This is a genomic window from Gammaproteobacteria bacterium (assembly GCA_016712635.1).
Classification (GTDB): Bacteria; Pseudomonadota; Gammaproteobacteria; order SZUA-140; family SZUA-140; genus JADJWH01.
In genome coordinates, this window is the sequence record JADJQS010000006.1 from 558,693 (window position 1) to 584,161 (window position 25,469).

The following is a 25,469-nucleotide window of genomic DNA, read 5'->3' on the forward strand; positions in this document are numbered from 1 at the left end:
TTGAGTTTAACCATAGCCCTGGACGCGATGGGCGGTGACCGCGGTCCTGCGGTAACCGTCCCGGCGTCGCTTTACGCCCTCAAGGACAATCCCGATCTGCACCTGATCCTGGTCGGCGACCAGCAGACGCTGCTGCACGAACTGCAGCAGCACAGCGCTTCGGTCGGCGATCGGCTCACGGTTCGGCATGCCTCGCAGCAGGTGAGCATGCAGGAGCTGCCGTCGCAGGCCCTGCGCACCAAGAAGGATTCCTCCATGCGGGTGGCGATCAACCTCGTCAAGGAGGGCGCGGCCGCCGCCTGCGTCAGCGCGGGCAATACGGGCGCGCTGATGGCCACCGCGCGCTATGTGCTGAAGACCCTGCCCGGGGTGGAGCGGCCGGCCATCATCTGCGCCCTGCCCACCATGCGCGGCCATACCCATATGCTCGATCTCGGGGCGAATGTCGACTCCAGTCCCGACCACCTGTTCCAGTTTGCCGTGATGGGCTCCGTGCTGACCAGCGCCGTCGACAGCATCGAGCGCCCCACCGTGGGACTGCTCAACATCGGGGAAGAGGAGATCAAGGGCAACGACCGGGTCAAGGAGGCCGCGCGCATGATAGCCGAAAGCGGTATCATCAATTACGCCGGTTTCGTCGAAGGCGACGATATCTACAAGGGCACCGTGGACGTCGTCGTGTGCGACGGATACGTCGGCAACGTGGCCTTGAAGACCAGCGAGGGCGTCGCCCGCATGATCACGCATTTCCTGCGCGAGGAATTCACCCGCTCGCCGCTGACGAAACTGATCGCACTGGCGGCGAAACCGGTGCTGCGCGGCTTCCGGCGCAAGATCGATCCGCGCCGTTACAACGGCGCCAGCCTGATCGGCCTGCAGGGCATCGTCGTGAAAAGCCACGGCAGCGCGGACGAGGTTTCGTTCGCGAACGCGATCAAGGAAGCCGTGCTGGAAGTCAGGAAAAACATACCGCAACGCATCGGCAGCCAGCTCGAGGCGTTGCTGCTGGCCAGGAAGGCGGGCTGATGTACGCGCGCATCACGGGCACGGGCGGCTATCTGCCCGCCAGGGTGCTGTCCAACGCCGAACTCGAGCGTATGGTCGACACCACCGACCAGTGGATCGTCGAGCGCACCGGCATCCGCACGCGTCATATCGCCGCCCATGGCGAGACCACCTGCGACTTGGCCGAGGCCGCGGCGCGCCGTGCGATCGAGGCAGCAGGCCTCGTGCCCGCCGACATCGACCTCATCATCGTCGCGACCACCACGCCGGACAAGGTGTTTCCCAGCACGGCCTGCCTGCTCCAGCAGCGGCTCGGCATCCACGGTCCCGCCGCCTTCGACATCCAGGCCGTGTGCACCGGTTTCGTCTACGCACTCAGCGTGGCCGACAAGTTCATCCGCACCGGCAGCGCGCGCTGCGCACTGGTCGTCGGCGCTGACACCCTTTCGCGCATCATCGACTGGCAGGACCGGTCCACCTGCGTCCTGTTCGGCGACGGTGCCGGCGCGGTGGTCCTGGAGGCGGCCGCGGAGCCCGGCATCCTGTCGACGCACCTGCACGCCGATGGCCAGTACCAGGAGATGCTGATGGTTCCCGAAGGCGTCTCGCAGGGTTATGAAAGCGTGCAGGAAGGCAGCGCATTCATCAAGATGCAGGGCGGCGAGGTATTCAAATTCGCGGTGAACTCCCTGGAACAGCTCGTCGACGAGACGCTGGTGGCCAACGGAATGCAACGGGACGACATCGACTGGCTGGTCCCGCACCAGGCCAATATCCGCATCATCACCGCCACCGCGCGCAAGCTGAAGATGTCCATGGAGCGCGTCGTCGTGACCGTGGATACCCATGGCAACACCTCGGCGGCGTCGATACCCCTCGCGCTCGACGTCGCCGTTCGCGACGGCCGCATCAAGCGCGGCGAGACCCTGCTGTTCGAGGCTGTCGGCGGCGGCTTCACCTGGGGTTCTGCGCTGGTTAAATATTAGTGAGGCGTGAGGCGAGAGGCGTGAGGGGTAAATTCTTTTTTCCGCCTCACACCTCACTCCTGACGCCTCACCGGTGAATAAAGAACATAACGGCTGATCGATGGACACAGACAACGAAACAACGGCACTAAAACGACTGGCCTTCGTCTTCCCCGGCCAGGGTTCCCAGTCAGTCGGGATGCTTGCGGAACTGGCCCAGGCCTATCCGGGCGTGAAGGAAACCTTCAAGGAGGCCTCCGCGGCGCTCGGTTACGACCTGTGGGAGCTGGTCCAGCAGGGGCCGGAGGCGGATCTCAACCGTACCGACCGCACTCAGCCTGCGATGCTCGCCGCGGGTGTCGCGGTGTGGCGTGTCTGGAACAGCAACGGCGGTGCGACGCCCGAGATACTCGCCGGACACAGCCTGGGTGAATACACCGCGCTGGTGTGCGCGGAGGCGCTGGATTTCGCGGACGCGATACGGCTGGTGGCGGACCGCGGCCGTTTCATGCAGGAGGCCGTGCCGCAGGGGCAGGGCGCCATGGCGGCCATCCTCGGTCTTGAGGATGCGCAGGTCGCCGCCGTATGCAGGAAGGCCGAGCAGGGTGAGGTGGTCACGGCGGTGAATTTCAACGCACCGGGCCAGGTCGTGATCGCCGGAACCGCCGCCGCGGTCGAGCGCGCGGTCGCGCTGGCGCGCGAGGCCGGCGCAAAGCGCGCGATCACCCTGCCGGTCAGCGTGCCCTCGCATTGCGCGCTGATAAAGCCCGCGGCGGAGCAGATGCGGCAGGCACTCGCCAGGGTGCCGCTGCGGAAGCCCGCACTGCCGGTGCTGCACAACGCGGACGTCGCGACCCACACCGAGGCCGACCGGATACGCGATGCGCTGGTCAGACAGCTGTACAGCCCGGTGCGCTGGGTCGAAACGGTGCGCGAGATGGAGAGCCGCGGCGTGAACAGTGTCATCGAATGCGGCCCCGGCAAGGTGCTCGTCGGCCTCAACAAGCGCATCGGACGCGAACTCGTCACACTCTCGGTATACGATCCGGATTCGCTGGAAGAGGCCTTGTCGGTGGTATGACCGCGAGACACCGCGGCTTCATGGGGCCAGGCCGCGGAGAGTCGAATCCCGGCCTGGCTGCCGGGGCTTAGCCGGCCGCCGCTTTTCTCTGAGGAGACATGACGTGCAAGCATTGGTAAACGATATTGCGCTGGTGACCGGCGCCACGCGCGGGATCGGACGCGCCATCGCCGATGAACTGGGGCGCATGGGCGCAACCGTGATCGGCACCGCCACCACGGCGGATGGCGCTGAGAAGATAGGCGCGCACCTGAAGGCGAATTCCATCAAGGGTTGCGGCCTGGTACTGGACGTCAGGGACGCGGCCTCGATCGAAACGACACTGAAGATCGCCGCCGAGCGTTACGGTGATCCCGGCATACTGGTCAACAACGCCGGTATCACGCGCGACAATCTCCTCGTGCGCATGAAGGACGAGGAGTGGGCGGAAATCATCGAGACCAACCTGAGCTCGGTATTCCGGCTCTCGAAGGCATGCCTTCGCGCGATGATGAAGGCGCGCAAGGGCCGCATCATCAACATCGCCTCGGTGGTGGCGCTGACCGGCAATCCGGGGCAGAGCAACTACGCCGCTTCCAAATCCGGCATCATCGGTTTCAGCAAATCGCTCGCGCGGGAGGTCGCCTCGCGCGGCATCACCGTCAACGTCGTCGCGCCCGGCTTCATCGACACCGACATGACGCAGGCGCTCCCTGAGGCACAGCATGAAACGCTGCTGGCGCAGATCCCGCTCGGACGCCTGGGAAGGCCGGAAGACATAGGCGCAGCTGTGGGCTTCCTCGCCTCGCCGGGCGCCGCCTACATCACCGGCGAAACGCTGCACGTCAATGGCGGTATGTATATGTCATGATGGGTTTTTTTAGCCATATCAGGAGATTATCGGGTGGCTCCGGGGGCGTGTTTTTTCACTGGCATATCTCGGATCTTTCCAATAAAATAGCCGCTCGCAGCTACGGGCTACCATATTTTGTGTAGGGAGGAAATCAACACCATGAGTAATATCGAAGAACGCGTCAAAAAGATCGTCATAAAGCAATTGGGAGTCAAGGAAGAAGAGGTCACCCGGGAAGCATCCTTCGTCGACGATCTGGGCGCGGATTCTCTGGATACCGTAGAGCTGGTGATGGCCCTCGAAGAGGAATTCGAGTGCGAAATCCCCGATGAGGAAGCGGAGAAGATCACCACGGTGCAGCAGGCCATCGACTACATCACTAACCATCAAAAAGGATGATCATCCGCCGCAGGTCCGAAACCCGCGCGTACGCTGATGGATGGCATCCTTGCAACCCCATCGAGGGTGCATCAGTAATCCTCACTTCGCATTGATGTTCAACTGGCTTGTCACCGGGCCTTTCACCACAGACATTCATAGCAAAATGGGCTGCGCCGGCACTGTCACCGCAGTTGTCCCGGTCGCGGCCCTGGTGGGCGTGATGTCCGCCGGGTACCCCTGGCGGACATTGCCTTCAATCGACAGGAAGCAGAACCCTTGAATACCAAACGTCGCGTCGTAATCACAGGGCTGGGCATGGTCGCGCCCGTCGGGCTCAGCGTGAACGAAAGCTGGGAGAACATCCTGGCGGGCAGGAGCGGCATCGGACCGATCGATCGCTTCGACGTGTCCGCCTTTCCGACACGGATCGGCGGCGCGGTCAAGGGCTTCGAGCCTGCGGATTACATTCCGGCCAAGGACATCAAGAAGATGGACCCGTTCATCCATTACGGCGTCGCCGCAGGCGTGCAGGCGATCCGCGATGCGGGCCTGGAGGTGACGGAACGGAACGCCCCCCGCATCGGCGTCGCGATCGGTTCCGGCATCGGCGGCCTGCCCGGCATCGAGAAGGGCTATGATGCCTATCAGAACGGCGGACCGCGCAAGATCTCCCCGTTCTTCGTGCCGAGCAACATCATCAACATGATCTCCGGCAACCTGTCCATCATGTATGGCATGAAAGGGCCGAATATCGCCATCGTCACCGCCTGCTCCACCGGCACGCACAGCATCGGCGAGGCCGGCCGCCTGATCGAGTACGGCGACGCCGACGTGATGGTGGCGGGCGGAGCGGAGATGGCCACATCACCGACCTGCCTGGGAGGATTCTGCGCCGCACGCGCATTGTCGAGCCGGAACGATGATCCCGTCGCGGCCAGCCGGCCGTGGGATCGCGACCGTGACGGTTTTGTGCTGAGCGACGGCGCCGGCGTCGTGGTGCTGGAGGAGTATGAACACGCCCGGGCGCGCGGCGCGCGCATCTACGCTGAACTGATCGGCTACGGCATGAGCGGCGATGCCTACCATATGACGTCGCCGCCGGAGAACGGCGAGGGCGCAATGCGCTGCATGCTGAACGCGCTGCGCAACGCCGGCCTCAATCCTGACGCGGTGGATTACATCAACGCGCACGGCACCTCGACTCCGGCGGGCGACAAGGCGGAGACGCTGGCCGTCAAGACGGCCTTCGGCGCCCATGCCGCGCGCGTCGCCGTCAGCTCCACCAAGTCGATGACCGGCCATCTGCTCGGTGCTGCCGGTGGCATCGAGGCCATCTTTTCAGTACTCGCAATCCGCGACCAGGTCGCACCGCCGACCATCAACCTCGACAATCCCGATCCCGACTGCGACCTGGACTACGTGCCGCACGTGGCGCGTCCGATGAAGATCGACGTCGCGATCTCGAATTCCTTCGGCTTCGGCGGCACAAACGCGACCCTGGTGTTCAGGAAGCCGGGCTAGACCGCCGGCGCAGTCCGCCTTTCGCCATCGGTCCGCGTGAACTCAATGGTGAGCAAGGCAAACCGGGACCTGCGCGATGGCACCGCGCATCCGCGCATCTCCGCCGATGGTGATGCGGTGGAGATATACCGCCTCGAGGATTTCCCCGATCTTCTGCCCTTGCACGAGGCGCATCCGGAGCGTTATCCCTGCCTGCTGGAGAGCGTCAGCCACGGCACGCCCTCGGCGCGCTTCGATATCCTGTTCGCCGCGGTAGACGAACGCCTGACCCTGCATCGGGACGGCCTGACGGCGCATGGCGTCGCCGCCGAAGGCGGGGATTTCCTCGTCCGGCTCGATCACTGGTGGCAGCAGCAGCGGAGGCCCCAGGACGTCCACGCGGAGCTCCCTTTCACCGGCGGCTGGTTCGTGTTCCTGGGCTACGAGCTGGCCACGCGGATCGAACCCCGGCTGGCCGGTCTCCCTCCCCCGGACGGAGACCTTCCGCTCGCCGCGGCGATACGTTGTCCAGGCGCACTGATACGCGACCATGCGGCGGGCTGCACCTATCTCGTGGCGGAGGCTGGCCACGCCGGATTGTCCACGCGGATGCTGAACGATCTCGCGGCCGGCGCTGTGCCTGCCGGAGCACCGCCGGCCTGGAACGCCGACCTGCAGGAAGACGACCCCGGCTGCTTTCTGTCCGGCGTCGAACGCATCAAGCGCTATATCGTCGACGGCGACGTATTCCAGGTCAATTTGTCACGCGCCTGGACAGGGGACATCGATCAGGCCGTCAGCGATGCGGCCATCTACCGCCGCCTGCGGTGGAGCAATCCGGCGCCGTTTTCGGCCATCGCTCGCGTCGACGCGACGACGATCATCTGCTCCTCGCCCGAGCGGCTGTTCAGCGTCCGGGGCGACTGCATCGAAACCCGGCCGATCGCCGGCACCCATCCGCGCGGCAAGGACCCGGACAGCGACGCCGCGCTCTCGCGCCGCCTGATGCAGCATCCGAAGGAGCGTGCCGAACACATCATGCTGATCGATCTCGAGCGTAACGACCTCGGCCGCGTGTGCCGACCGGGCAGCGTGCGGGTCAGCGAGCTGATGACGCTGGAGTCGTACGCCCATGTTCACCATATCGTCTCGAACGTCGTCGGCACGCTGGATGTTCGCGCGACGCCAGGCGACGTGATCCGCGCCGTCTTCCCCGGCGGCACCATCACCGGGTGCCCGAAAATACGCTGCATGGAGATCATCGGCGAGATTGAACAATGCGCGCGCGGCGCGTATACCGGGTCGATCGGTTACCTGGACACCAACGGCAATATGGACTTCAATATCCTGATCCGCACGCTCATGCGCCGGAACGGCCGCATCACCCTGCGCGCCGGCGCCGGCATCGTCGCCGATTCCGACCCGGAGCGCGAGCTGGCCGAGACCCGCGCCAAGGCACGCGGCCTGCTGCGCGCCCTCGCCGCGGAGGAGAGCAGATGACTCCGTCGAGCCTGATCAACGGGCGGCCGGGAAACAGCGTCGACGTACGTGATCGGGGCCTGCTGTACGGCGACGGTCTGTTCGACACGCTGGCGGTGAGGGACGGCCGGCCGCAGCTCTGGGAGCGACACATGGGGCGCCTGCTGGAAGGCTGCCAACGGCTGCGGCTCACGCCGGCGGAACCGTCCCTGCTGCGCGCAGAGGCCGACGCGCTCTGCGCGGACGCGGCGCGGGGAGTCCTGAAGATCGTGCTGACGCGCGGTCCCGGCGCGCGCGGTTACCGCTTCGATGCCGGCGCGCCCGGGACGCGGATCCTGACGCTGTCGGCGGCGGCAGATTATCCCGTCCGGCATTACCGCGACGGCATCGCCGTGCGCCTGTGCACGACCCGGCTCGGCTGCAACCCGGCGCTCGCCGGGATCAAGCATCTGAACCGCCTCGAGCAGGTGCTGGCCCGCGCCGAGTGGAACGACCCGGACATCGCCGAAGGCCTGATGCTCGATGCGGGCGGCCACATCATCGAGGGCACCATGAGCAACCTTTTTGCTGTGCTGGACGGAGTCCTCGTCACGCCTCGCCTCGACGAATGCGGCGTGGCCGGCGTCATGCGCGACATCATCATCGAGTGGGCTCATACCAGCGGACTGCCCGTGGCGGAACGCCACCTGGTCGACGGCGATCTGCGGCGCACCAAGGAGGTATTCCTGTGCAACAGCCTGATCGGTGTGTGGCCGGTGCGGCTCATCGATGACATCGCATTGCATCCCGGGCCGATCGCGGCGCGTGTCGCCGCCGCGGTCGGCGCCATAAGCCTGATGCCCGCGGCAGTGTTACAGGACGCGGATGCCGCCTGGCCCGCCGGAGAGGATTGATGATGCAGAAATGGATCGTCAAGGTTCTCGGCATCTCCCTCATCGTGGCCAGCTTTACCGCGGGCTGGATCCTGCTGGACCTGCAGAATTTCCTGCACGGACCGCTGGCGAAGGATGGCGCGGAGGTCCGCTACGAGGTCCAGCCCGGCGCCGGTCTGATCGCCGTTGCGCGCGATCTTCACCGCATGGGCGCGATGGAGCATCCGTATTACCTGGTGTGGTACGCGCGCTGGCGCGGCGGCGCCGACAGCATCAAGGCGGGCGAGTACCTTATCAAACCGCAGATGACCCCGCTCCAGCTGCTCGACACGCTGGCGCGCGGCGACGTGATGCGCTATACCCTGACTATCCCGGAGGGATGGACATTCAGCCAGATGCTCGCGACGGTGCAGGCTCATGAAAAGATCAGGCATACGCTGGACATCGGGGATGGACAGGCGGTCATGCGGCAGCTCGGTTATCCCGACCAGCATCCGGAAGGCCGCTTTTTCCCGGACACCTACCTCTTTCCGGCCGGTACGACCGACGTCGCGCTGCTGCAGTACGCCTACACGGCGATGGAGCGCCGGCTGGAGGAGGAGTGGCGGGGCAGGGCGCCCGGACTTCCGCTGGAGACACCGTATCAGGCCCTGATCCTCGCCTCGATCGTCGAGAAGGAGACCGGCAGCCCGGATGAGCGCTCCCGTATCGCCGGCGTGTTCATCCGGCGCCTGCAGAGGAACATGCGGCTGCAGACGGATCCGACCGTCATCTACGGCCTGGGAGCCGGATTCGACGGCAACCTGCGGCGCCGTGATTTGGAGGCGGACACCCCTTACAATACCTACATGCGGGCCGGCCTGCCGCCGACGCCGATCGCCCTGCCGGGCGCGGCGGCCCTCCACGCCGTGCTGCATCCCGCGCCGGGTGACGAGCTCTTCTTCGTCTCCCGCGGTGACGGCACGCACCATTTTTCGGCGAGCCTCCTTGAACACAACGACGCGGTGAGGGACTATCAACTGAACAACGGTCGGAGCGGGAAATGACGGGAGCAGGCGGATGTTTCATCACGCTTGAAGGCATCGAGGGGGTGGGTAAGTCGACCAACCTCGCCTTCATCCGCGCCCTGCTCGAGGAGCGCGGCGCGAAGGTGGTTGTGACCCGCGAACCGGGCGGTACCCCGCTCGGGGAGGAGATCCGCGAGTTGCTGCTCGACCATCGCCACGACGGCATGTCCGCCGACACCGAGCTGCTGCTGATGTTCGCGGCGCGGGCGGAGCATATCGCCCGCGTCATCAAACCCGCTCTCGCCGCCGGATCGTGGGTGTTATGCGACCGTTTCACCGACGCCACCTTCGCCTACCAGGGCGGCGGGCGCGGCCTCGGCTTCGAACGCGTGGCCGCGCTCGCCGACTGGGTGCATCGCGACCTCAGACCCGACCTCACGCTGCTGTTCGACCTGCCGGTAGAGGTCGGCCTGCAGCGCGCGGGACGGCGCAACGCCTCTGACCGTTTTGAGAAGGAGAAAATCGGGTTCTTCGAACGCGTGCGCGATACCTATCTGCAACTGGCCGAGCGGGAACCGCGGCGCTTCAGGATCGTGGCGGCGGAGCCCCCGCTCGATCAGGTGCAGGATCATCTGCGGCAGGTGATGACGTCATGGCTGGCGACACGACCGATCCTGTGAATCCGCTGCTGCCCTGGCACCGCCCGCACTGGGAACGGATCCGTGCGCTGCAGGATGCGGGACGCCTGCCCCACGCCCTGCTGCTGTGTGGCGTAACCGGCATGGGCAAGAACCGCTTCGCGCGCCTGCTGGCGCACGCCTTGTTGTGCGAATCCCCTGCGGACGACGGTCTGCCCTGCGGTGCCTGCCGCGCCTGCCGTCTGACGCAGGCCGGCACGCATCCCGATCTGTACTGCTGCGAGCCGGAGGAGGACAAATCGGTCATCAACGTCGACCAGATACGGGCGATCGGCCATTTTCTTGAACTCAAGGCGCACTGTGGCGGACGCAAGATCGTCATCATCAGTCCGGCGGAACAGATGAATATCAGCGCCGCCAACAGTCTGCTGAAGATGCTGGAAGAGCCGCCGTCCGGGGTTCACCTGGTCCTGATCAGCAGCCGTCCCGCCACCCTCCCGGCGACCGTTCGCAGCCGCTGTCAACGGCTCGTGCTGGCGGCGCCGGACCGCGGTCCGGCGCTGGAGTGGCTGGCACAACAGCCGGGGATAGGGGGGGGTGAAGCGAGCACCTTGCTCGCGCTGGCGCAGGGAGCGCCGCTCGCCGCCGTCGATCTCGCGGCAGAGGGCCATCTGGGACGCCGCCGGGACATGCTGAAGGAACTCCTGTCCCTCGCCAGGCGCGAGGGTGATCCGCTCCAAGTGGCGGAAAACTGGTTAAAGTTTGATGCTAAAGCATCGCTATATTGGTTACATGGATGGCTGGTCGACATGATCCGCTTTCAGGTCGCGGATCCGCCACCGTTCCTAAGCAACCCTGACAGTACGGAACCCTTGTCTCGGCTGTCCTCTGAATTCAAGAGCCCGTGGTTGTTCGAACAGCTGGACCGGGTCGCCCAGGCCCTGCGATGCCTTGAGGGATCCGTGAACGCCCAGTTGCTGCTTGAGGATGCGTTACTGCCGTGGGCACAGCACGCAACCCAGGCCCCGCAACGGTGATTCACTGGATATTTATCCTATATCATATTGATTAATAAGTTATTTATAATATGAGCGACGCATCAGGAGCAAGTGAGCACCACGCCGCAGGCGCCCCGCGCCAGGGCATCCTCTCCCTGGCCATCAAGGACAAGGGCTCACTCTATTCCGCGTACATCCCCTTCTTCAAGGGTGGTGGCATCTTCATCCCGACGAACAAGAACTACGCCCTCGGCGACGAGGTGTTCATGCTGCTCACCCTGATGGAAGAGACTGAAAAGATGCCGGTGGTCGGCCGGGTGGCGTGGATCAACCCCAAGGGTGCGCAGGGTCACTTCGTACCCGGCATCGGCGTGCAGTTCACCGACAAGGACGGCGAGGCGGTGCGGAACAAGATCGAGACCTACCTGGCGGGCGCGTTGAAATCCGACCGCATGACCCATACCATGTAGCCTGATGAAGTGCAGGGCGGGTCATGACCGCCCCGGCCCTCAGGCTCATCCCTTCAAGACTGCGGAATATCCTCCAACCGGAACGAGGCCGATGCTGCTCGTCGACTCCCATTGCCATCTGGACCTGCTCGACCTGCCCCAGCTCGGCGGAAGCCTTGACGCCGTCATCGACAACGCGCGCACGAACGCAGTGGGGCGGATGCTGTGCGTATCCATCACGCTGGAGGATTTTCCCCGCGTGCTGGCGCTCGCGAACGCGCGCGAGCATGTCTACGCATCGGTCGGGGTGCACCCCAACGAACGCGACGGCAAGGAACCCTCGGTAGAGGATCTGGTCGGCATCGCAAGCGCGGAACGCAAGGTGATCGCCATCGGCGAGACCGGGCTGGACTATTTTCGCGGCAGCGGCGACATGGGCTGGCAGCGCGAGCGCTTTCGCCGGCATATCGCTGCCGCGCGGCGGACCGGCCTGCCGCTCATCATCCACATGCGCGACGCCACTGCTGATACCCTCGACATCCTGCGCGAGGAGGACAGTGCCGGCGTCAAAGGCGTCATGCACTGTTTCACCGGTGACCTCGCCACAGCGCTGGCGGCGATCGAGCTCGGTTTCTACATCTCGTTTTCCGGCATCGTCACCTTCAACAGCGCGGCGGACCTGCGCGCGGTCGCGGCGAGCATTCCCGAGGAATATCTGCTGGTCGAAACGGATTCGCCCTATCTGGCGCCGGTGCCGCACCGCGGCAAGCCCAATCAGCCGGGCTACGTGCGTTTCGTCGCGGAGTGCATCGCCGGTTTGCGCGGTGTTCCGGTGGAACGGATCGCGCAGGTCACCACGGAGAATTTCGCCCGTCTGTTCAATGTCAGGATTGTGGATGCCTGAGTACCGCTCCCGTTCAGCCCGCCTCCAACGCCATCCGCATGGCATTTGCAAGGGCCTCCCGCCGCGTATAGAAATGCGGCGAGAAACGGATGCCGCCTCCGCGCATGGCGCAGACGACGCCCCGCTCGCGCAGCCCCCGGTAAAGCTGCGGCGTCGGAAGGGAGCGATGCAGGAAGGTGACGATACCCGAGCGGCGGGCCGGGTCCCGATCGGATATCAGCTCCAGAATTCCAGGATTGTCTTCAATGAAGTCGATCATGTAGGCACTATTATTCAACACCTTTCCTGATACCGTCTCCAGCCCGATCTCGAACAGCAGAGAGAGGCTCGCCTGCAGTCCGTGGATGCCGAGGAGGTTCGGACTGCCGCATTCGAAACGCCGCGCGGAACGGGCAGGCACCCAGTCCTCCCGCTCGTAATCGCCCGCATCCTCGACCATACGCCAGCCGAACTGCCTCAGGGCAAGCCGCTCGCGCAGGGCGGGGCGTACGTATAGCAACGCAACGCCTTCGGGACCCAGCATCCATTTATGGCCGTCGGCCGCGACAAAGTCCGCACGCACGGTATCCAGGTCGAATTCCAGCGCACCGAGGCTCTGGATTGCATCAATGCAGAACAGGATGTCGTGTCGCCGACAGAACTCACCGATACGCACGAGATCCATGCGCAGGCCCGTCGAGTACTGGACCGAACTCACCGCGATCAGGCGCGTGCGGCTGTCCACGAGCTCGAACAAGGCATCCTCGGCGGATTTTTCCCGGGTTGGCGCGGCCCGGCGCAATTCCACACCTTGCGGCTCCAGGGATTGCCAGACGATGCGGTTCGAGGGAAATTCCTGGTCTGTGGTAACAATGTTGTCGCCTCTGCGCCAGGTCAGTCCGTGAGCGACGACGGACAGCCCTTCCGAGGTATTTTTCAGGAGCGCGATATCCTCGGGTGCTCCTGCGTTGATCAGCCGGCACATCTGCAGGCGCAGCTCCTGCTCCGTGCGCAACCATCGTTCGTAGGCGGGTGCGGATCCCGACAGGTTCTCGTCCGCGAAGCGGGTCACCGCGATGACGGCTCGCCTCGGCCAGGGTGACACACCGGCATGATTCAGATGAATGCTGGCATCTTCAGCCGTGAATTCGCCTTCCAGGAGCGGATCGTTATCCATGGAATCATGTCATTGTCGTGCGTCGCACTCTGTTATTGCGATACATCGAATTCGCGCTCGCGGTTACCGTATGCGGCGGCAAAATCGCCGGCCTGTTTCATCAGCTTGCGCAGGCAGGTTGCCGCGCGCTCGTATTCCACACCGTCGGCGAGGAGTTTTTCCGCCTCGAGCACAGTGCGGGAAAGCTCAGATAATCCGAAGTAGCAGACCACACCCTTCATTTCATGAATGATTGAATGCAGTTCCTCGGATAATCCGTTGCGCAGCGCAAAATCCAGGCGTTCGCTCATCTCAACGAGCGAGGCGGCGAGCGCCGGCAGCATCTTGGTATTGTCCAGCACCTGCGGCCTGTAACGCACCACAGGTTGCGCCCCGTCACCCGATGTATCCGGAGGTACCGCCTGCGCAGTGCGCAATGAGCTGATCAATCTCCACAGCTTATCCTCGTTGAGCGGTTTCAGCAGACAGGCGTCAATGCCGCAACTCGCCAGGTTATCCGGCGTGTCGAAGAAGATATCCGCGGTCAGCGCGATTATCGGCATGGATCTATACTCGGGTTTCACGGCGCGGATGCGCCGCGCCGTTTCGCTGCCGTCCATGCCGGGCAGGTGTATATCCAGTATGGCGAGATCGTAGTATCCCTCCCGGGCCCGCTCGAGCGCCATCATGCCGTCGTCAACCTGGCTGACGACCAGCCCGCGGGTTTCCAGCACTGCAGTGATCAGCGCACTGTTGAACTCGTTATCCTCTGCGAGCAGGACACGGACGCCTTCGTAGCAACGGTTGTCATCAGGACCGCTCAGCGCCGGAGGAATCGGTCGCGCCACCTCCACGTCGAGCAGCCTGCATACATTGTAATAGAGTGCGTCGCGGCAGACGGGCTTCTCCATCACAGTCATTGCACTGCCATGGGGCGCATCCAGGTTCTTCATGTCCTGGCGATTCACCTGCAAGAGCAGCGGGATGTCATAGTTGTCCCGAATGATTCCCAGCAAAATATTTAATCCGATCGCACCAGGGGCACCCCCCAGGATACCCGCGCCGATGACTATCAGATCATAGGGTTCGCCCGCAGCATTCGCCTCGTCGATCATCGTCTTCATCTGGCAGCGTGACCGGGCAAGGTAGATGTTCATCGACCACCCCAGCAGCAGGCCGCGGGTTGCTTTCAGGGCAGGCTGGTGGTCGTCATATACCAGCACCTTCCTGCCGCGGATCCTGTCATCGACGGGGAAGTCGTCCATCAGCTCCTGTTTGCGGCAATTGAGCGTGAAACAGAACCGTGACCCCTTGCCTGGCGCGCTCTCCACGGCAAGCTTACCTCCCCATAGTTCAACCACCCTGGATACTATGGAAAGACCGAGCCCGGTACCTCCGTAGCGGCGCGCAATGGATGCATCCCCCTGGTGGAATGCGTTGAATATATTTTTCACCGCATCCTGCGACATGCCGATTCCGGTGTCACTGACGCATAGCTCAATAACTGCGTAGTCACCTTGATCGTCTTTCGTTGAGACATGGACATCGACATATCCGGAATCGGTGAACTTGATCGCATTGCTCAGGAGATTGAAAAGGACCTGGTTGATCCGGTTCGGGTCTCCGATGAGTTTCGTCGGAACGTCGGAATCGATCAGCAGTGAAAGCTCGATCCTCTTGTCGCCAGATTCCGAGCTCATCATTCTGATAACGTCCTCGAAATCGGCGCGCAGGTCGAACGGGACCTGTTCCAGCTGCACTGTGCCGGATTCCAGTTTTGAAAAACTCAGAATATCGTCAATGATGCGCTTCAGTTGTTCCGAGGCATGGCTGATAATTCGTGTGCACTCGCGGATCGCATCACCGTCCACTCCCGCACCCAGTATCGATTCCATCTTCGAGGTATAACCGATGATCGAACTCAAGGGAGTCCTGATTTCGTGGCTCATGTTGGCGAGGAATACCGCCTTGTTACGCCCGGCATCGAGGGCCTCCTTGCGGGACTGATCGAGTTCGTGATTCTTTTCCCGCAGCGAGGTTATGGTATTCTTCAGCTGCTGTGACAACTTCTTGAACTCGGTGATGTCCTGTAACAGGCCGATCAGATGCGGTGAGGGCGCCTCGTTGGACCTGACATAACAGTAAAACCAGTGGTAACCCGCATCCTTCATCTCCCAGCGATATTCGAATTCATGCTGACCTGAGCTTTGAATTTCAGCCAGACCGGACAACACCTGATCCCTGTCGTCGGGGTGTATCCTGTCTATCCAGAGCGAGGCATCGTTTGTGAATTCCGGCGCATCGAAGCCCGTGATCTGCTTCACGCTCTGGGTCATGAAGAAGATCCTGTGGTGACCGGACAGCTCAGCGTGGAATACGGCGACAGGCAATGATTCCAGCAGGAGCGACAGCTTGTTGGTGGCGTTCCTGATCTCTTCCTGAAGGTGTATTTGCGAGCGTTCCATGGCCGCGGCCATGTCATTGAAGCCGTTCTCGAGCGCACCGATTTCACCTCCGGATGCGCATTTCACCCGGGTATCAAGCCCGCCTTTTCGGATACTGTCCACCGCACGGCTCAATTGCATGATCGGGAGCACGATGCCTTTCCCCATCCAGAAGGCCAGCAGTGCGCAGAGGAGGGAGGACCCGAGAGTCAGCAGGATGATGTTCTGTACAATCTCCCGCTGGCGGGCGAGGGTCTCCGCGCGGGAGAGCCTCAGTTCGACCCAGCCGATGATCCGATCCCGCGCCAGCGCGGAATCGGTGTCCTCCCTGTATTGTTCCGCATTGTCTGAGATCGCAACTCCCGAGCGGTAGACCGGGGCGACGAAGCGCAGAAGGAGATGATCCTTCTGCGACTCCTTGAGAAAGAACCTGTCCGGGTCAGCGGCACCCGCATAGGTGAGTATCTCCCTGTCGGCGTTCAGCACACTCACATCGTATACATCATCTTCCCGGGCGGCGATCCCTGTGAGTTCCTCTAATTGTTTTGTATCTTCTGAAAACAGGCCGAACTCGCTTTCCCGGGCAAGATGGCGCACGAGCACTTCGCCGCGCTCACGGAGCGTCGATTCACTGTCCTGGATGCGCGCCCTCGCCAGGTAGGAACCGAGGATGAGGCTGATGATCAGCAGCGGAACAAGGGTCAGCAGAAGCATCCGCGTTTTGATGCTTATGTTGCTCAATTCTGCGCCCTCCATGTTTCCGCCTGCTCCAGCTGAATGAGCGACTGGGCCAGATGCTGGCCGGGATGCAATGTCAGCTTGAGCGATCTCGCAACGGAGTCATTGATCTCGACGTTGAAATACGCGGGATATTGCGGGGGCGGGAGGGTCCATGCAACATCGGGCCTGTCCCGAGCCGACAGACCCGCCCTCAGCACGATCTCCGCGGCCTGGCGGCCGATCTGCTCAGGCGTGGTAAAGATCGCGCCGAGGGCGCCGGCATCGACAAAGGCCCTGGAAAAACCGATGACGGGTATTTCCTTCTGGTACGCCATGTAGAGCAGCCACTTGGCGATATTTGGCGTGAGGGCTTCGGCATCGGGAACGGCGAGAATCACATCATTCGAGCCGAGGACGTCCTTGATGCCGTCTATCGGCTTCCTGGCTGCCGAGAGATCGACGGTGGTAAGGAGCAGCCTGCTGTTCTCAGCAGCCGTACCGAGATCATCCATAAGATGGAGCGAGCGTTTTCCCAGGATGACGCCGCAGCGCTTGTGGCGGGGCAGGGCAAGCCTGATGAAGCGGATCTGTCTGGCGACAGGCTGTTCCAGGTAGATGGCGGAGAGAGAATCTCCGTAACGTCCGGAATCATCGTTCCAGACTGCCTCGTAGGCCTCTTTCGTGGTAAGGATGTTGAGAACTGCAGATCCGGCGGGAACCGCCTTTATAGCCTGCGCCGCGCCTGTACCGATCGGGACGATGATCTCATACTCGCCCCCGGAGATTGTCCGGAAGCGCGTCTCGCCGGAGTTCCCTGCAGTCACGTCCTCACGCCTGATGTCAAATCGGACAGCACGTCCCGCTGATTTCAGGAGGGTATGCGTAAAACTCTCGGCGGCGCGCGCGTAGGCATCGTCATCTCCGCTCAGGAGCAGCAGAACCTTATAGGGATGCGATTCGGCGGAGGCAACGGAGAAAGATGCCAAGGCGAGCACCGGGAACATCAAGATGACATTCCGGCACCGTCTGCGCCATGATATGCCGCTTCGGCAGGCCATAATCCTCAATCCCATCCATTGCCATGAATCGACTTGATCGAAGGTCCGTCTATATCTTCACACCCAATTGCAGGTAGGTCCTTCTGTCGAAGATGTTCTCATCGCGAAACTCCGAGTATTGCTCATCCATGAGGTTCTGCACCAGCAGGCTAATGCTGGACTCCAGGTTGCCCAGAAAAAACCTTTTCGCCAGCTTCGCATCCCATCTGCTGTAGGAGGGCAGGGAATCTCCGTCCCCTCCCCAGTCCGTCGCGCTCAGATAAAAATACGCGGCACTGGCCTGTATTCCCCCGTTGAAGGCATGACTGGACAGAATGCTCAGGGTATGGGCCGGGGTGGCTTCATTGATACGCTCATTGTAACGCACCGGCTGATCCCCTTCGATAACCCGGAGGATACGGCCGCCGGCATCCGCATAGGCATACTGCAGCGAGATCAGCGTGCGCCGACCGGGCCGATACGTTACCTGGAATTCCGCGCCCGCGGTGTCGACATAACCGTCGTTCACACGCACGAAGCTGCCCGTTTCCTGGTCATCGGGCAGCAGGGGAGAGATGAGGTCGGGATAGGTAAGATCCCGGGGATGCGTAATGATGTCATCCATATGTTCCTGATATACCTTTAAATCGATCTCCAGATCGGCGTCTGGAAAGCGGCCGCGGTAACCGACTTCATACGACTCGATGGTCTCGGCCTCTATGGTCTGGTCTGAAATGAACTGTATGTCCAGGATGGTACCGTCACCGAAGCGCACGACGTTGAACTCGAAGTTCTCGTAGATCGATGGCGATCTAAGGGCGCGCGTCGCCACCGCGCGCAGCGTCTGGTTGGCGAACAGCTCGTAATTGGCCGCCAGCCGGGGCGAGACATGAGTCCCGATGATGCCGTTGTCCTCGATCATGGCTCCGGCATTCACGGTCATGGGGTCCAGAACCCTCCATTCGAGGTTGGTGAACAGGCGTCGAATGTAGTCACTGCGTGGCTCCGACGAACCGAGGATCTGGAAGCTTTCCAGGGTATCGATCCTGTAACTGGCTCCCCATACGAGCCGCCAGTCATCACCGGGCGCGAGCGTGTGCTGGATCTCGATGTCGCTGCGCCGGACGGTTCCGTCGTAACGGCTGAGGGAGATCATCTGGTCCGGCTGACCGAACACGACCGGAATCAGCGCCGGGTTGACGCCGAACAAGTCGGACAGCGGGCCGATTTCGTAGTTGTCCGACCAGTCCAGATAGTTGCTGTACGCCTGCACGTGGACTTCACTCATCGGACCCAGCACATGACGCCAGCGCGAGTAGACGAAGAAGCTCCTGGTCTCCTTGTCGCGGTCGGGCGAAGTGACGGGGCTTTGCCCCCATGCTCCTTCCGGCCCCTGTGTCAGGCCCATCTGCACGTCGACATTATCACCGGGCGTGACGTCATAGACAGCGCGCAGCGAAACACTGTTCAATGACTTGTTGTCATTCACATCCTCAAAACCATCATCTTCGTGATGGCTGGCCGTCGCGCGGAAATCGAGTTCACCGCTGCTCCCGGAATAGCGCAGCATACCTTCGCGGGTATCAAGCGATCCTTTCGCAGCCTTCGCGGTCAGACCCCGGTCCTGGAACGGCTGCCGCGTGATGATGTTGACGGTGCTGAGAAAGGCATTGGAGCCGTAAACCGGAGCATTCGGGCCACGGATCACTTCGATGCGCTCAATATCATCGATATTAATGTCCAGATGCGTCCAGTCGACGATGGAGAACAGGGGCGAATACACCGAGCGACCATCGATCAGCACCTGCATCCTGTTGGACCACGCATCCTCGTTGCCGTGATAGGTAACGCTGGTGATGTTCCCGTTGGGATAGGTCACCTGGAATCCCGGCACAAGCCGCAGCAGATCGGGGATTGCCAGCGCGGTAGACGCCTCGATCATCTCCCTGTCGATGACGGTGACGGACGCAGGCGCCATGGACGGGGTCTGCAGCAATCGGGAGGCCGTGATGACCAGAGGTATATCGGCCAGAATTTCCGCCTCGGTCAGAAACGCGTCGGCGCCAGACGAAATAGCGGGAACCAGCCCGCTGAGTAACAGCGACGTGAGTGCGCTCAGTCTTTTCAAAGTATGATCGCGCCGATTGATCTACGATCACGTCCCGGAAACGGATCGCACTGACGATATGTCGGTTATAATTTTTATGTATTCGAAATTCTGTTTTATCCGGACATTCCCATCTTCTGGGATACTATCACGGCCTGGGTCCGGTTGCTCACGCCCAGCGCCTTCAGAATCGCCGTCACGTGGACCTTGACGGTGTTCTCCGAGACGTTAAGGTGCCGCGAGATATCCTTGTTGGTCTCGCCCTTGGCCAGTAGCTGCAATACTTCCTGTTGACGCTGTGTAAGCCTGGAAAACATATGCGAGGCCTCCGCGAGTGTGATGGGACGGCTTACTGATGCAGCATTGGCATATGCCTCGTGGTTGAGCGGATTGCCAGGTTCCCGCATTTCCGGCGGCAGATACGTGCCTCCGGAAAGTACCAGTTGAATCGCGCGCACGATCAGTTCCTGGTTGGTCGCCTTTGGAATGAAACCCGCGACGCCGCGATCGAGTACCTTGTGCATGAGCACCGGGTCATCGGAGGCGGAGATGATGATGACAGGGATGGCAGGGAAGCGGTCGCACAGGGTCGTGACCAGAGAGAAACCGTCCGTCCCCGGCATGAAGTAATCGAGCAGGATCAGATCCAGATCCGCGTTGTTTTCGACCATCTCCAGGACTTGCTTGCCATCCTTGGCTTCAACAACCAAGAGATCGTTATAGACACTCTCCAGAGCGTTCTTAAGACCTTCCCTGATGAGATGGTGGTCATCAGCAATAAGGAACTTCAACAATCTGCCCCCAATATAATCGTTAGAAGATATGTGCGTTTTTATTCTTGATGTTGACCCCTTTCTGCCTTAAATTTATTAGAACAGGTCTAAGTTATATTTGTGAATTTAGAATTAGTCAAATACTATTTCCACTCCGGCATGTTTTCATATTTTGATGATTACTGTCAGTAATTCATATTAGCTAAGCATTTTTCATTAGATCAAAATTCAAAAGATTTGGAATATCAATATATAGTCAAATCTCGATCAAGCTCGACAAACTCATCACCGCCCACAATCAAATTCACCCGGTAACAAATAATAGAAATACAACGTGTACGGGCATCAAGGCATCATGAGGAAGACGAGCTTAATCCGCAAGGCATGTCTTTTAGATTGGTCGGTGGACGACTTAAAGGTGCATTATCGATCGCCGTCGATTAATGTCATGCGCCATGATTAGGCCAAAACGCGATTTCAGCACAGAGCAGACTAAAGGCAGAATATTCCATGATAGTACGCATAATACATATTATGTTAAATTTGCCGGCTTGGCCGTTTGCGTTCCAATGCGCCCGGGCGTAACGCCGGCAACATCTCGCGCGGCTAAGGACAAGGGTCCTTGGCCGGTCAGACCCTTTTGGTTTTTGCCCTTGAAATTTTTGATAATTTTTCACCGATTAAATACTATATTATTAGAATTTATACCAAGATTTGGAATACTCTTTATCAGTGGGTGTCCGTGGTCTTTTCCTTTGTTTTGGTGGAGTTGGGGGGAGCTTTGCGGTTCCCTTATTGTGTTGCAGCCACACTTCGGCGTGGCGGATACCGGATTGGCCATTCCCTGATTCAAATTTATTTCTATAGGCTCGCTGTCTCTATTGCTCTTCTATGAGCGAGCTTAAAAGCTTGTAAGCTGATGCTGTTGTTCAATTCCTGCTTGGCGGGCAGAAGCGGTTGGCGAAGCGCCGGACCGAAGCCTTCTAGTCCGCCGGGCTTCTTCTCTCTCCATCACAGACAATGGCCTATCAATTTCAGGATAGTACACCTTACGGAGTACTTGAGCAAAGGGGATAATCGCGAATATAGGCTGAAATGCATCCCGCAATGAGATAGCAGTATCCACAGCACAGATTTCCCTGCCCCTTGGGAATGACTTGTTGCCGTGTTACAGGAAGGGAACTACGGAATGGTAGATCTGGATATGAACGACTGGATCAGAAGCGCCATAAAAAGGATGCCTGCGTGTTGTTCAGGCCGTAGGCATAATTACCTTTATCCACCAGCAGCCCAAGCCCCCAGTGTCCGTTGACCTTGGTGTTTCCAAAATAGATTTCAGGCGACAGCTTCCATCCGCGGACTTTGAAGTTGTTGTCGACCTTGTAGCGGATTAGCTTGGTTGACCCCACCTCTATGCTGTCTTCCTGATCGTTTTCCGAGGCGGCCTCGGATTTGGCGGGGGCAAAAAATATACAGCAGCAGAGAATCAGGAAGCTGGGGAAAGTCAGCCTGGGGAACGACATGTGCATATTCATCGACTTGTGCATATATATGGCCGCTCATGGACCAAAATCTACGACACAAGTATACCGCGGCACACCGCAGAACTCCATTTATTACATTAATTAATTATATTATCTAATTGTAAATACTTAATATTATATTAATGCTTAATAGGCAGGCGCGATTTATTTTGGTGCCCAGGACCGGAATCGAACCGGTACGGGAGGTTAATCCCGAGGGATTTTCATACCCGCTACAGCTTTCGCTGCCCCCTGCTGTGTCTGAACCGGGGTTTGGGGTCTGGACTTTCTCTTTGCCCTATCGCTGTCGACTTAGGCAGGAGCCATCAAGTCTCTACACTTTCCCCGCGGCTCAGACTGACGAAGGTTCGTCTCGTTCTGCCACGGGGCTTAGCTCGGGATTGCCACCATCCTGAATGCTGAGGTTTCCCCGAATCTGACTCCATTCACGCCAAGGGTTTCCCGCCTGGGTGCTCAAATTATGTATCAAGTCCCTTGCGTCTACCTGTTTCGCCACCTGGGCCAAAATATACGCTGACTAGTGTAATCAATAAGCGTGAAAATTTCAGCAGGATTGGATGGAGGCTGGGGTCGGAATCGAACCGGCGTCCACGGCTTTGCAGGCCGCTGCATAACCACTCTGCCACCCAGCCAAGAAAAAATTATTGACGACGCAATGCGGGCCGCCGAGGGAGTACACCGTGACGAGCTAGGAATTGGAGCGGGAAACGAGACTCGAACTCGCGACCCCAACCTTGGCAAGGTTGTGCTCTACCAACTGAGCTATTCCCGCCCTCCGTAAAGAGCAGATATTCTTATGTTTCTCGCCAGTGATGTCAAGGTGGGGACGGTAAAAGTTTATCGACCGCGCTCGGCTCCATACAGTGTCGGCCAGGCCCGTATCAGGTAGACGATCATGGACCACAGGGTCAGGCTGGCTGCGACGTAGACCAGCACGTACCCGGTGGCTTCGACCGGCAACCCCAGCACGGGATCGCGGTAAAGCAGCAGGATGATGGCGATCATCTGGCTGCCGGTCTTGATCTTGCCGATCATGCTGACGGCAACCTCGCCTCCCTTCCCCAGTTCGGCCATGCGTTCGCGCAGGGCCGATACGGCGATCTCGCGGCCGATGATGACCGCCGCCGGGATGGCAAGCCATGGGGTCGGACTTGCCTGAACGAGAAGCACCAGCGCAACAGCCACCATCAGCTTGTCGGCGACCGGATCGAGGAAGGCACCGAAGGCTGAGGTCTGATCCAGTCTGCGCGCGAGATATCCGTCAAGCCAGTCGGTGGCGGCGGCGAGCGTGAAGATTACTGCGGTCGCGGGGCGTGACAGCTCCCAGGGCAGGTAGAAAAACAGCACCAGTACAGGTATCAGTGCGATTCGTACGAGCGTCAACAGCGTTGGCGTGGTCATGGCGGGGTCTGCGTTATTCTCCATGCAGGGTATCATAGATCCTCTGCGCGAGCTCCTTGTTTATCCCGGGAGTTTTCGCCAGTTCATCGATGCCCGCGCGCGCGAGCCCCTGCATGCCTCCGAACTGTTTCAGCAGGATGCGGCGCCGGCCCGGCCCGATGCCCGGAATCTCCTCCAGCGGTGAGCGGTTGCGCGCCCGCGCGCGCTGCCCGCGATGACCTGCCAGGGCGAAGCGATGGGCCTCGTCACGGATGTACTGGATAAGCTGCAGCGCGGCAGAATCAGGCGGCAATACGATCTCCTCCGCGCCCCCGAGGATATGCAGCGTCTCCAGGCCCGGCTTGCGCTCCCTCCCCTTCGCGACGCCGATGACGACGATGCCGCTGATCTGCAGTTCCTCAAACACCTCGCCGACCTGGGCGATCTGTCCCTTGCCGCCGTCGATAAACAGAATGTCCGGCAGTTTCGCCTCGCCTTTCTTCAAGCGCAGGTAGCGTCGCATCAGGGCCTGCTTCATGGCGGCATAATCGTCGCCCGGGGTAATGCCCTTGATGTTGAAGCGGCGATAATCCGATTTAACCGGGCCGAATCGCTCGAACACGACGCACGATGCCACGGTCGCCTCGCCCGCCAGATGGCTGATGTCGAAGCATTCGAGCCGTTGCGGAGGTTCATCGAGCCCCAGGCTCTCGCCCAGATCCGCGAACTTCTGATTCAGGTTGCTCCGCGTGGAAAGATAACGCTTGAGATCAATCTCCGCATTGTCGACGGCCAGCTGCAGCCAGCGGGCGCGCTCCCCGCGCAGCCTGCTGCGGATCGCTACCTTGTGCCCCGACATGCGTTCCAGCACACTGCGGATCATTTCCCCGTCCTCCGGTTCCTCATTGACAAGCAGTTCCGCCGGAACGTCGCGGTCGACGTAGTATTGCGAGATGAATGCGGTGAGGATGTCACTCGCTTCCGCATCGCGCGGATGCTGGGGAAAAAATGCCTTGTTCCCGAGATTCCGTCCGCCACGCAAGCAGAAGATCTCGATGCAGCCCACACCGTCGCGCACCACGGCGGCGATGATATCCATATCTCCCCTGCCCGGACCCGAGTAGTTCTGCTCGAGGATGCGCCGCATGGAGGCGATCTGATCCCGGTAATAGGCGGCCTGCTCGTAATCCAGGCGGCCGGCCGCCTGATCCATCCTGTGGATCAGCTCGTCGACTACCTCGCGGTTCTTCCCTTCGAGGAACATGACCGCATGACGCAGGTCGTGCTGATAGTCATCCTTGCCAATGAGGCCCACACACGGCGCCGTGCAGCGCTTGATCTGGTACTGCAGGCACGGCCGTGTGCGGTTGCGAAAAAAGGTATCCTCACACTGGCGGATCTTGAACATCCTCTGCAGCTGGTTCAGGGTTTCGCGCACCGCGCCGGCGTTCGGGTAGGGGACCGAAATACCGCTCACGGGATTTGCGCTCCCCGCGGTAGAAGCTCAGGCGCGGAAAATCGTTCGTCTCGGACAGCCGGATGTAGGGATAGCTCTTGTCATCGCGCAGCAGGACGTTGTATCTGGGTTTCAGCTCCTTGATCAGGTTGTTCTCGAGCAGCAGCGCCTCATCCTCCGTGCGCGTGACCGTGACCTCGATGCCGTAGATCTGCTCTACCAGTCGGTGCGTCTTGGGCGACGCATCGGCGCGGCTGAAATAGCTGGATACGCGCCGCCGCAAGTTGCGCGCCTTTCCTACATAGATCACCTCGCCCCGCCTGCCGAGCATGCGGTAAATTCCCGGCCGGGTCGGGAGCTGTTTCAGAACCTCCGACGGATTGAAAACTGTGCCTTCAGGCATCAGAACTTCCGCGGGCTGGCGGGAAGGACAGCGCTGTAATCAACAATGCGTGCAAATACCCCGTGAAACATGACCTCCGTCAGGCGTCTCGTCTGGGTGTTGTAGCGGCTGCAGTGATAGGAATCGAACAGCCGCCGCCCGTCGGGAAGTGCGTGCTCCGCCCCGTGCGAGAAACCGTAATGCGCGGGGCGCAGGGACAGGGCGCGCAGGACCGCCAGGTGCGCGATGGTGCCGAGAGCGAGGATGGCGGCGTCGTGACGCAGGCTGCGCAGTTCCGCCCCGAGGTAGGAGTTGCACTGGGCGATCTCCGCGGGAATCGGTTTGTTCGCGGGCGGCAGGCATTTCACCGCGTTTGTGAT

General features: G+C 60.8%; 22 protein-coding genes, 2 tRNA genes and 1 pseudogene. 14 read left to right on the forward strand and 11 right to left on the reverse strand.

Annotation, left to right across the window (positions count from 1 at the left end):
- The 13 genes from plsX (at position 1) to IPK65_09570 (ending at position 12,111) form a co-directional block, all read left to right on the forward strand.
- On the forward strand, positions 1–1,026 hold the full coding sequence (plsX, locus tag IPK65_09510; protein ID MBK8163364.1) for a phosphate acyltransferase PlsX: 1,026 nt from the start codon (positions 1–3) through the stop codon (positions 1,024–1,026).
- Positions 1,023–1,991, forward strand: a complete 969-nt coding sequence (locus IPK65_09515; protein MBK8163365.1) for a ketoacyl-ACP synthase III — start codon at positions 1,023–1,025, stop codon at positions 1,989–1,991. The genes plsX and IPK65_09515 overlap by 4 nt, the downstream gene beginning before the upstream one ends.
- A 100-nt stretch (positions 1,992–2,091) precedes the next feature.
- The gene (fabD, locus tag IPK65_09520) at positions 2,092–3,051 is read left to right on the forward strand and encodes an ACP S-malonyltransferase (protein MBK8163366.1); all 960 of its coding nucleotides are present in this window, start codon (positions 2,092–2,094) and stop codon (positions 3,049–3,051) included.
- Between the two features lie 112 nt (positions 3,052–3,163).
- Entirely contained in the window at positions 3,164–3,901 is a 738-nt protein-coding gene (gene fabG / locus IPK65_09525; protein ID MBK8163367.1) for a 3-oxoacyl-ACP reductase FabG, read from the forward strand.
- Between the two features lie 141 nt (positions 3,902–4,042).
- Positions 4,043–4,282, forward strand: a complete 240-nt coding sequence (gene acpP, locus IPK65_09530) for an acyl carrier protein (protein MBK8163368.1) — start codon at positions 4,043–4,045, stop codon at positions 4,280–4,282.
- Positions 4,283–4,540: 258 nt separating this feature from the next.
- A complete protein-coding gene (gene fabF / locus IPK65_09535) occupies positions 4,541–5,785 on the forward strand; it encodes a beta-ketoacyl-ACP synthase II (protein MBK8163369.1) in 1,245 nt (414 codons plus the stop codon).
- A 45-nt stretch (positions 5,786–5,830) separates the two neighbouring features.
- Positions 5,831–7,264 (forward strand): aminodeoxychorismate synthase component I, encoded by a 1,434-nt coding sequence (locus IPK65_09540; GenBank protein MBK8163370.1) that lies wholly within the window; start codon positions 5,831–5,833, stop codon positions 7,262–7,264.
- Positions 7,261–8,136, forward strand: coding sequence for an aminodeoxychorismate lyase (gene pabC / locus IPK65_09545; protein ID MBK8163371.1), 876 nt, complete (start codon positions 7,261–7,263; stop codon positions 8,134–8,136). The genes IPK65_09540 and pabC overlap by 4 nt, the downstream gene beginning before the upstream one ends.
- Before the next feature lie 2 nt (positions 8,137–8,138).
- Positions 8,139–9,161, forward strand: a complete 1,023-nt coding sequence (gene mltG / locus IPK65_09550) for an endolytic transglycosylase MltG (GenBank protein ID MBK8163372.1) — start codon at positions 8,139–8,141, stop codon at positions 9,159–9,161.
- On the forward strand, positions 9,158–9,802 hold the full coding sequence (locus IPK65_09555) for a dTMP kinase (protein ID MBK8163373.1): 645 nt from the start codon (positions 9,158–9,160) through the stop codon (positions 9,800–9,802). Before mltG ends, IPK65_09555 begins: the two co-directional genes overlap by 4 nt.
- Positions 9,775–10,797, forward strand: a complete 1,023-nt coding sequence (locus tag IPK65_09560) for a DNA polymerase III subunit delta' (protein MBK8163374.1) — start codon at positions 9,775–9,777, stop codon at positions 10,795–10,797. Before IPK65_09555 ends, IPK65_09560 begins: the two co-directional genes overlap by 28 nt.
- A 50-nt stretch (positions 10,798–10,847) precedes the next feature.
- Positions 10,848–11,228 (forward strand): PilZ domain-containing protein, encoded by a 381-nt coding sequence (locus IPK65_09565; protein MBK8163375.1) that lies wholly within the window; start codon positions 10,848–10,850, stop codon positions 11,226–11,228.
- Between the two features lie 94 nt (positions 11,229–11,322).
- Complete coding sequence (locus IPK65_09570) at positions 11,323–12,111, forward strand: TatD family hydrolase (protein ID MBK8163376.1); 789 nt, start codon at positions 11,323–11,325, stop codon at positions 12,109–12,111.
- Positions 12,112–12,124: 13 nt separating this feature from the next.
- Here the strand turns inward: IPK65_09570 and IPK65_09575 are convergent, their stop codons facing one another.
- The 5 genes from IPK65_09575 to IPK65_09595 all read right to left on the reverse strand — a co-directional run bounded on the left by IPK65_09575 (position 12,125) and on the right by IPK65_09595 (position 20,348).
- Positions 12,125–13,267: an aminotransferase class V-fold PLP-dependent enzyme gene (locus IPK65_09575; protein MBK8163377.1), complete on the reverse strand. Its 1,143-nt coding sequence runs from the start codon at positions 13,265–13,267 to the stop codon at positions 12,125–12,127.
- 32 nt (positions 13,268–13,299) lie between these two features.
- Positions 13,300–16,404 (reverse strand): response regulator, encoded by a 3,105-nt coding sequence (locus tag IPK65_09580; protein ID MBK8163378.1) that lies wholly within the window; start codon positions 16,402–16,404, stop codon positions 13,300–13,302.
- Positions 16,405–16,427: 23 nt separating this feature from the next.
- Positions 16,428–17,234: a hypothetical protein gene (locus IPK65_09585; protein ID MBK8163379.1), complete on the reverse strand. Its 807-nt coding sequence runs from the start codon at positions 17,232–17,234 to the stop codon at positions 16,428–16,430.
- Positions 17,235–17,517: 283 nt separating this feature from the next.
- Entirely contained in the window at positions 17,518–19,575 is a 2,058-nt protein-coding gene (locus IPK65_09590) for a TonB-dependent receptor (GenBank protein MBK8163380.1), read from the reverse strand.
- A gap of 95 nt (positions 19,576–19,670) precedes the next feature.
- Complete coding sequence (locus IPK65_09595; protein MBK8163381.1) at positions 19,671–20,348, reverse strand: response regulator transcription factor; 678 nt, start codon at positions 20,346–20,348, stop codon at positions 19,671–19,673.
- 601 nt (positions 20,349–20,949) lie between these two features.
- Between IPK65_09595 and IPK65_09600 the strand changes: the two genes are divergently transcribed.
- On the forward strand, positions 20,950–21,222 hold the full coding sequence (locus IPK65_09600; GenBank protein ID MBK8163382.1) for a hypothetical protein: 273 nt from the start codon (positions 20,950–20,952) through the stop codon (positions 21,220–21,222).
- A gap of 322 nt (positions 21,223–21,544) precedes the next feature.
- Here the strand turns inward: IPK65_09600 and IPK65_09605 are convergent, their stop codons facing one another.
- From IPK65_09605 to IPK65_09630, 6 genes and pseudogenes are all read right to left on the reverse strand, one after another.
- Positions 21,545–21,874, reverse strand: a complete 330-nt coding sequence (locus tag IPK65_09605) for a hypothetical protein (protein MBK8163383.1) — start codon at positions 21,872–21,874, stop codon at positions 21,545–21,547.
- Positions 21,875–22,429: 555 nt separating this feature from the next.
- Positions 22,430–22,503 (reverse strand) — tRNA-Cys (locus tag IPK65_09610).
- A gap of 64 nt (positions 22,504–22,567) precedes the next feature.
- A tRNA-Gly gene (locus IPK65_09615) sits at positions 22,568–22,643 on the reverse strand.
- 65 nt (positions 22,644–22,708) lie between these two features.
- Positions 22,709–23,272 carry a CDP-diacylglycerol--glycerol-3-phosphate 3-phosphatidyltransferase gene (gene pgsA, locus IPK65_09620; protein ID MBK8163384.1) on the reverse strand — a complete coding sequence of 188 codons (564 nt, stop codon included), beginning with the start codon at positions 23,270–23,272 and terminating at the stop codon, positions 22,709–22,711.
- A 13-nt stretch (positions 23,273–23,285) separates the two neighbouring features.
- Positions 23,286–25,110: pseudogene (gene uvrC / locus IPK65_09625) on the reverse strand (excinuclease ABC subunit UvrC).
- Positions 25,110–25,469, reverse strand: a 360-nt coding sequence (locus IPK65_09630; protein ID MBK8163385.1) for a uracil-DNA glycosylase, incomplete at its 5' end; no start/stop codon positions are given. The gene IPK65_09630 and the pseudogene uvrC, both read right to left, overlap by 1 nt.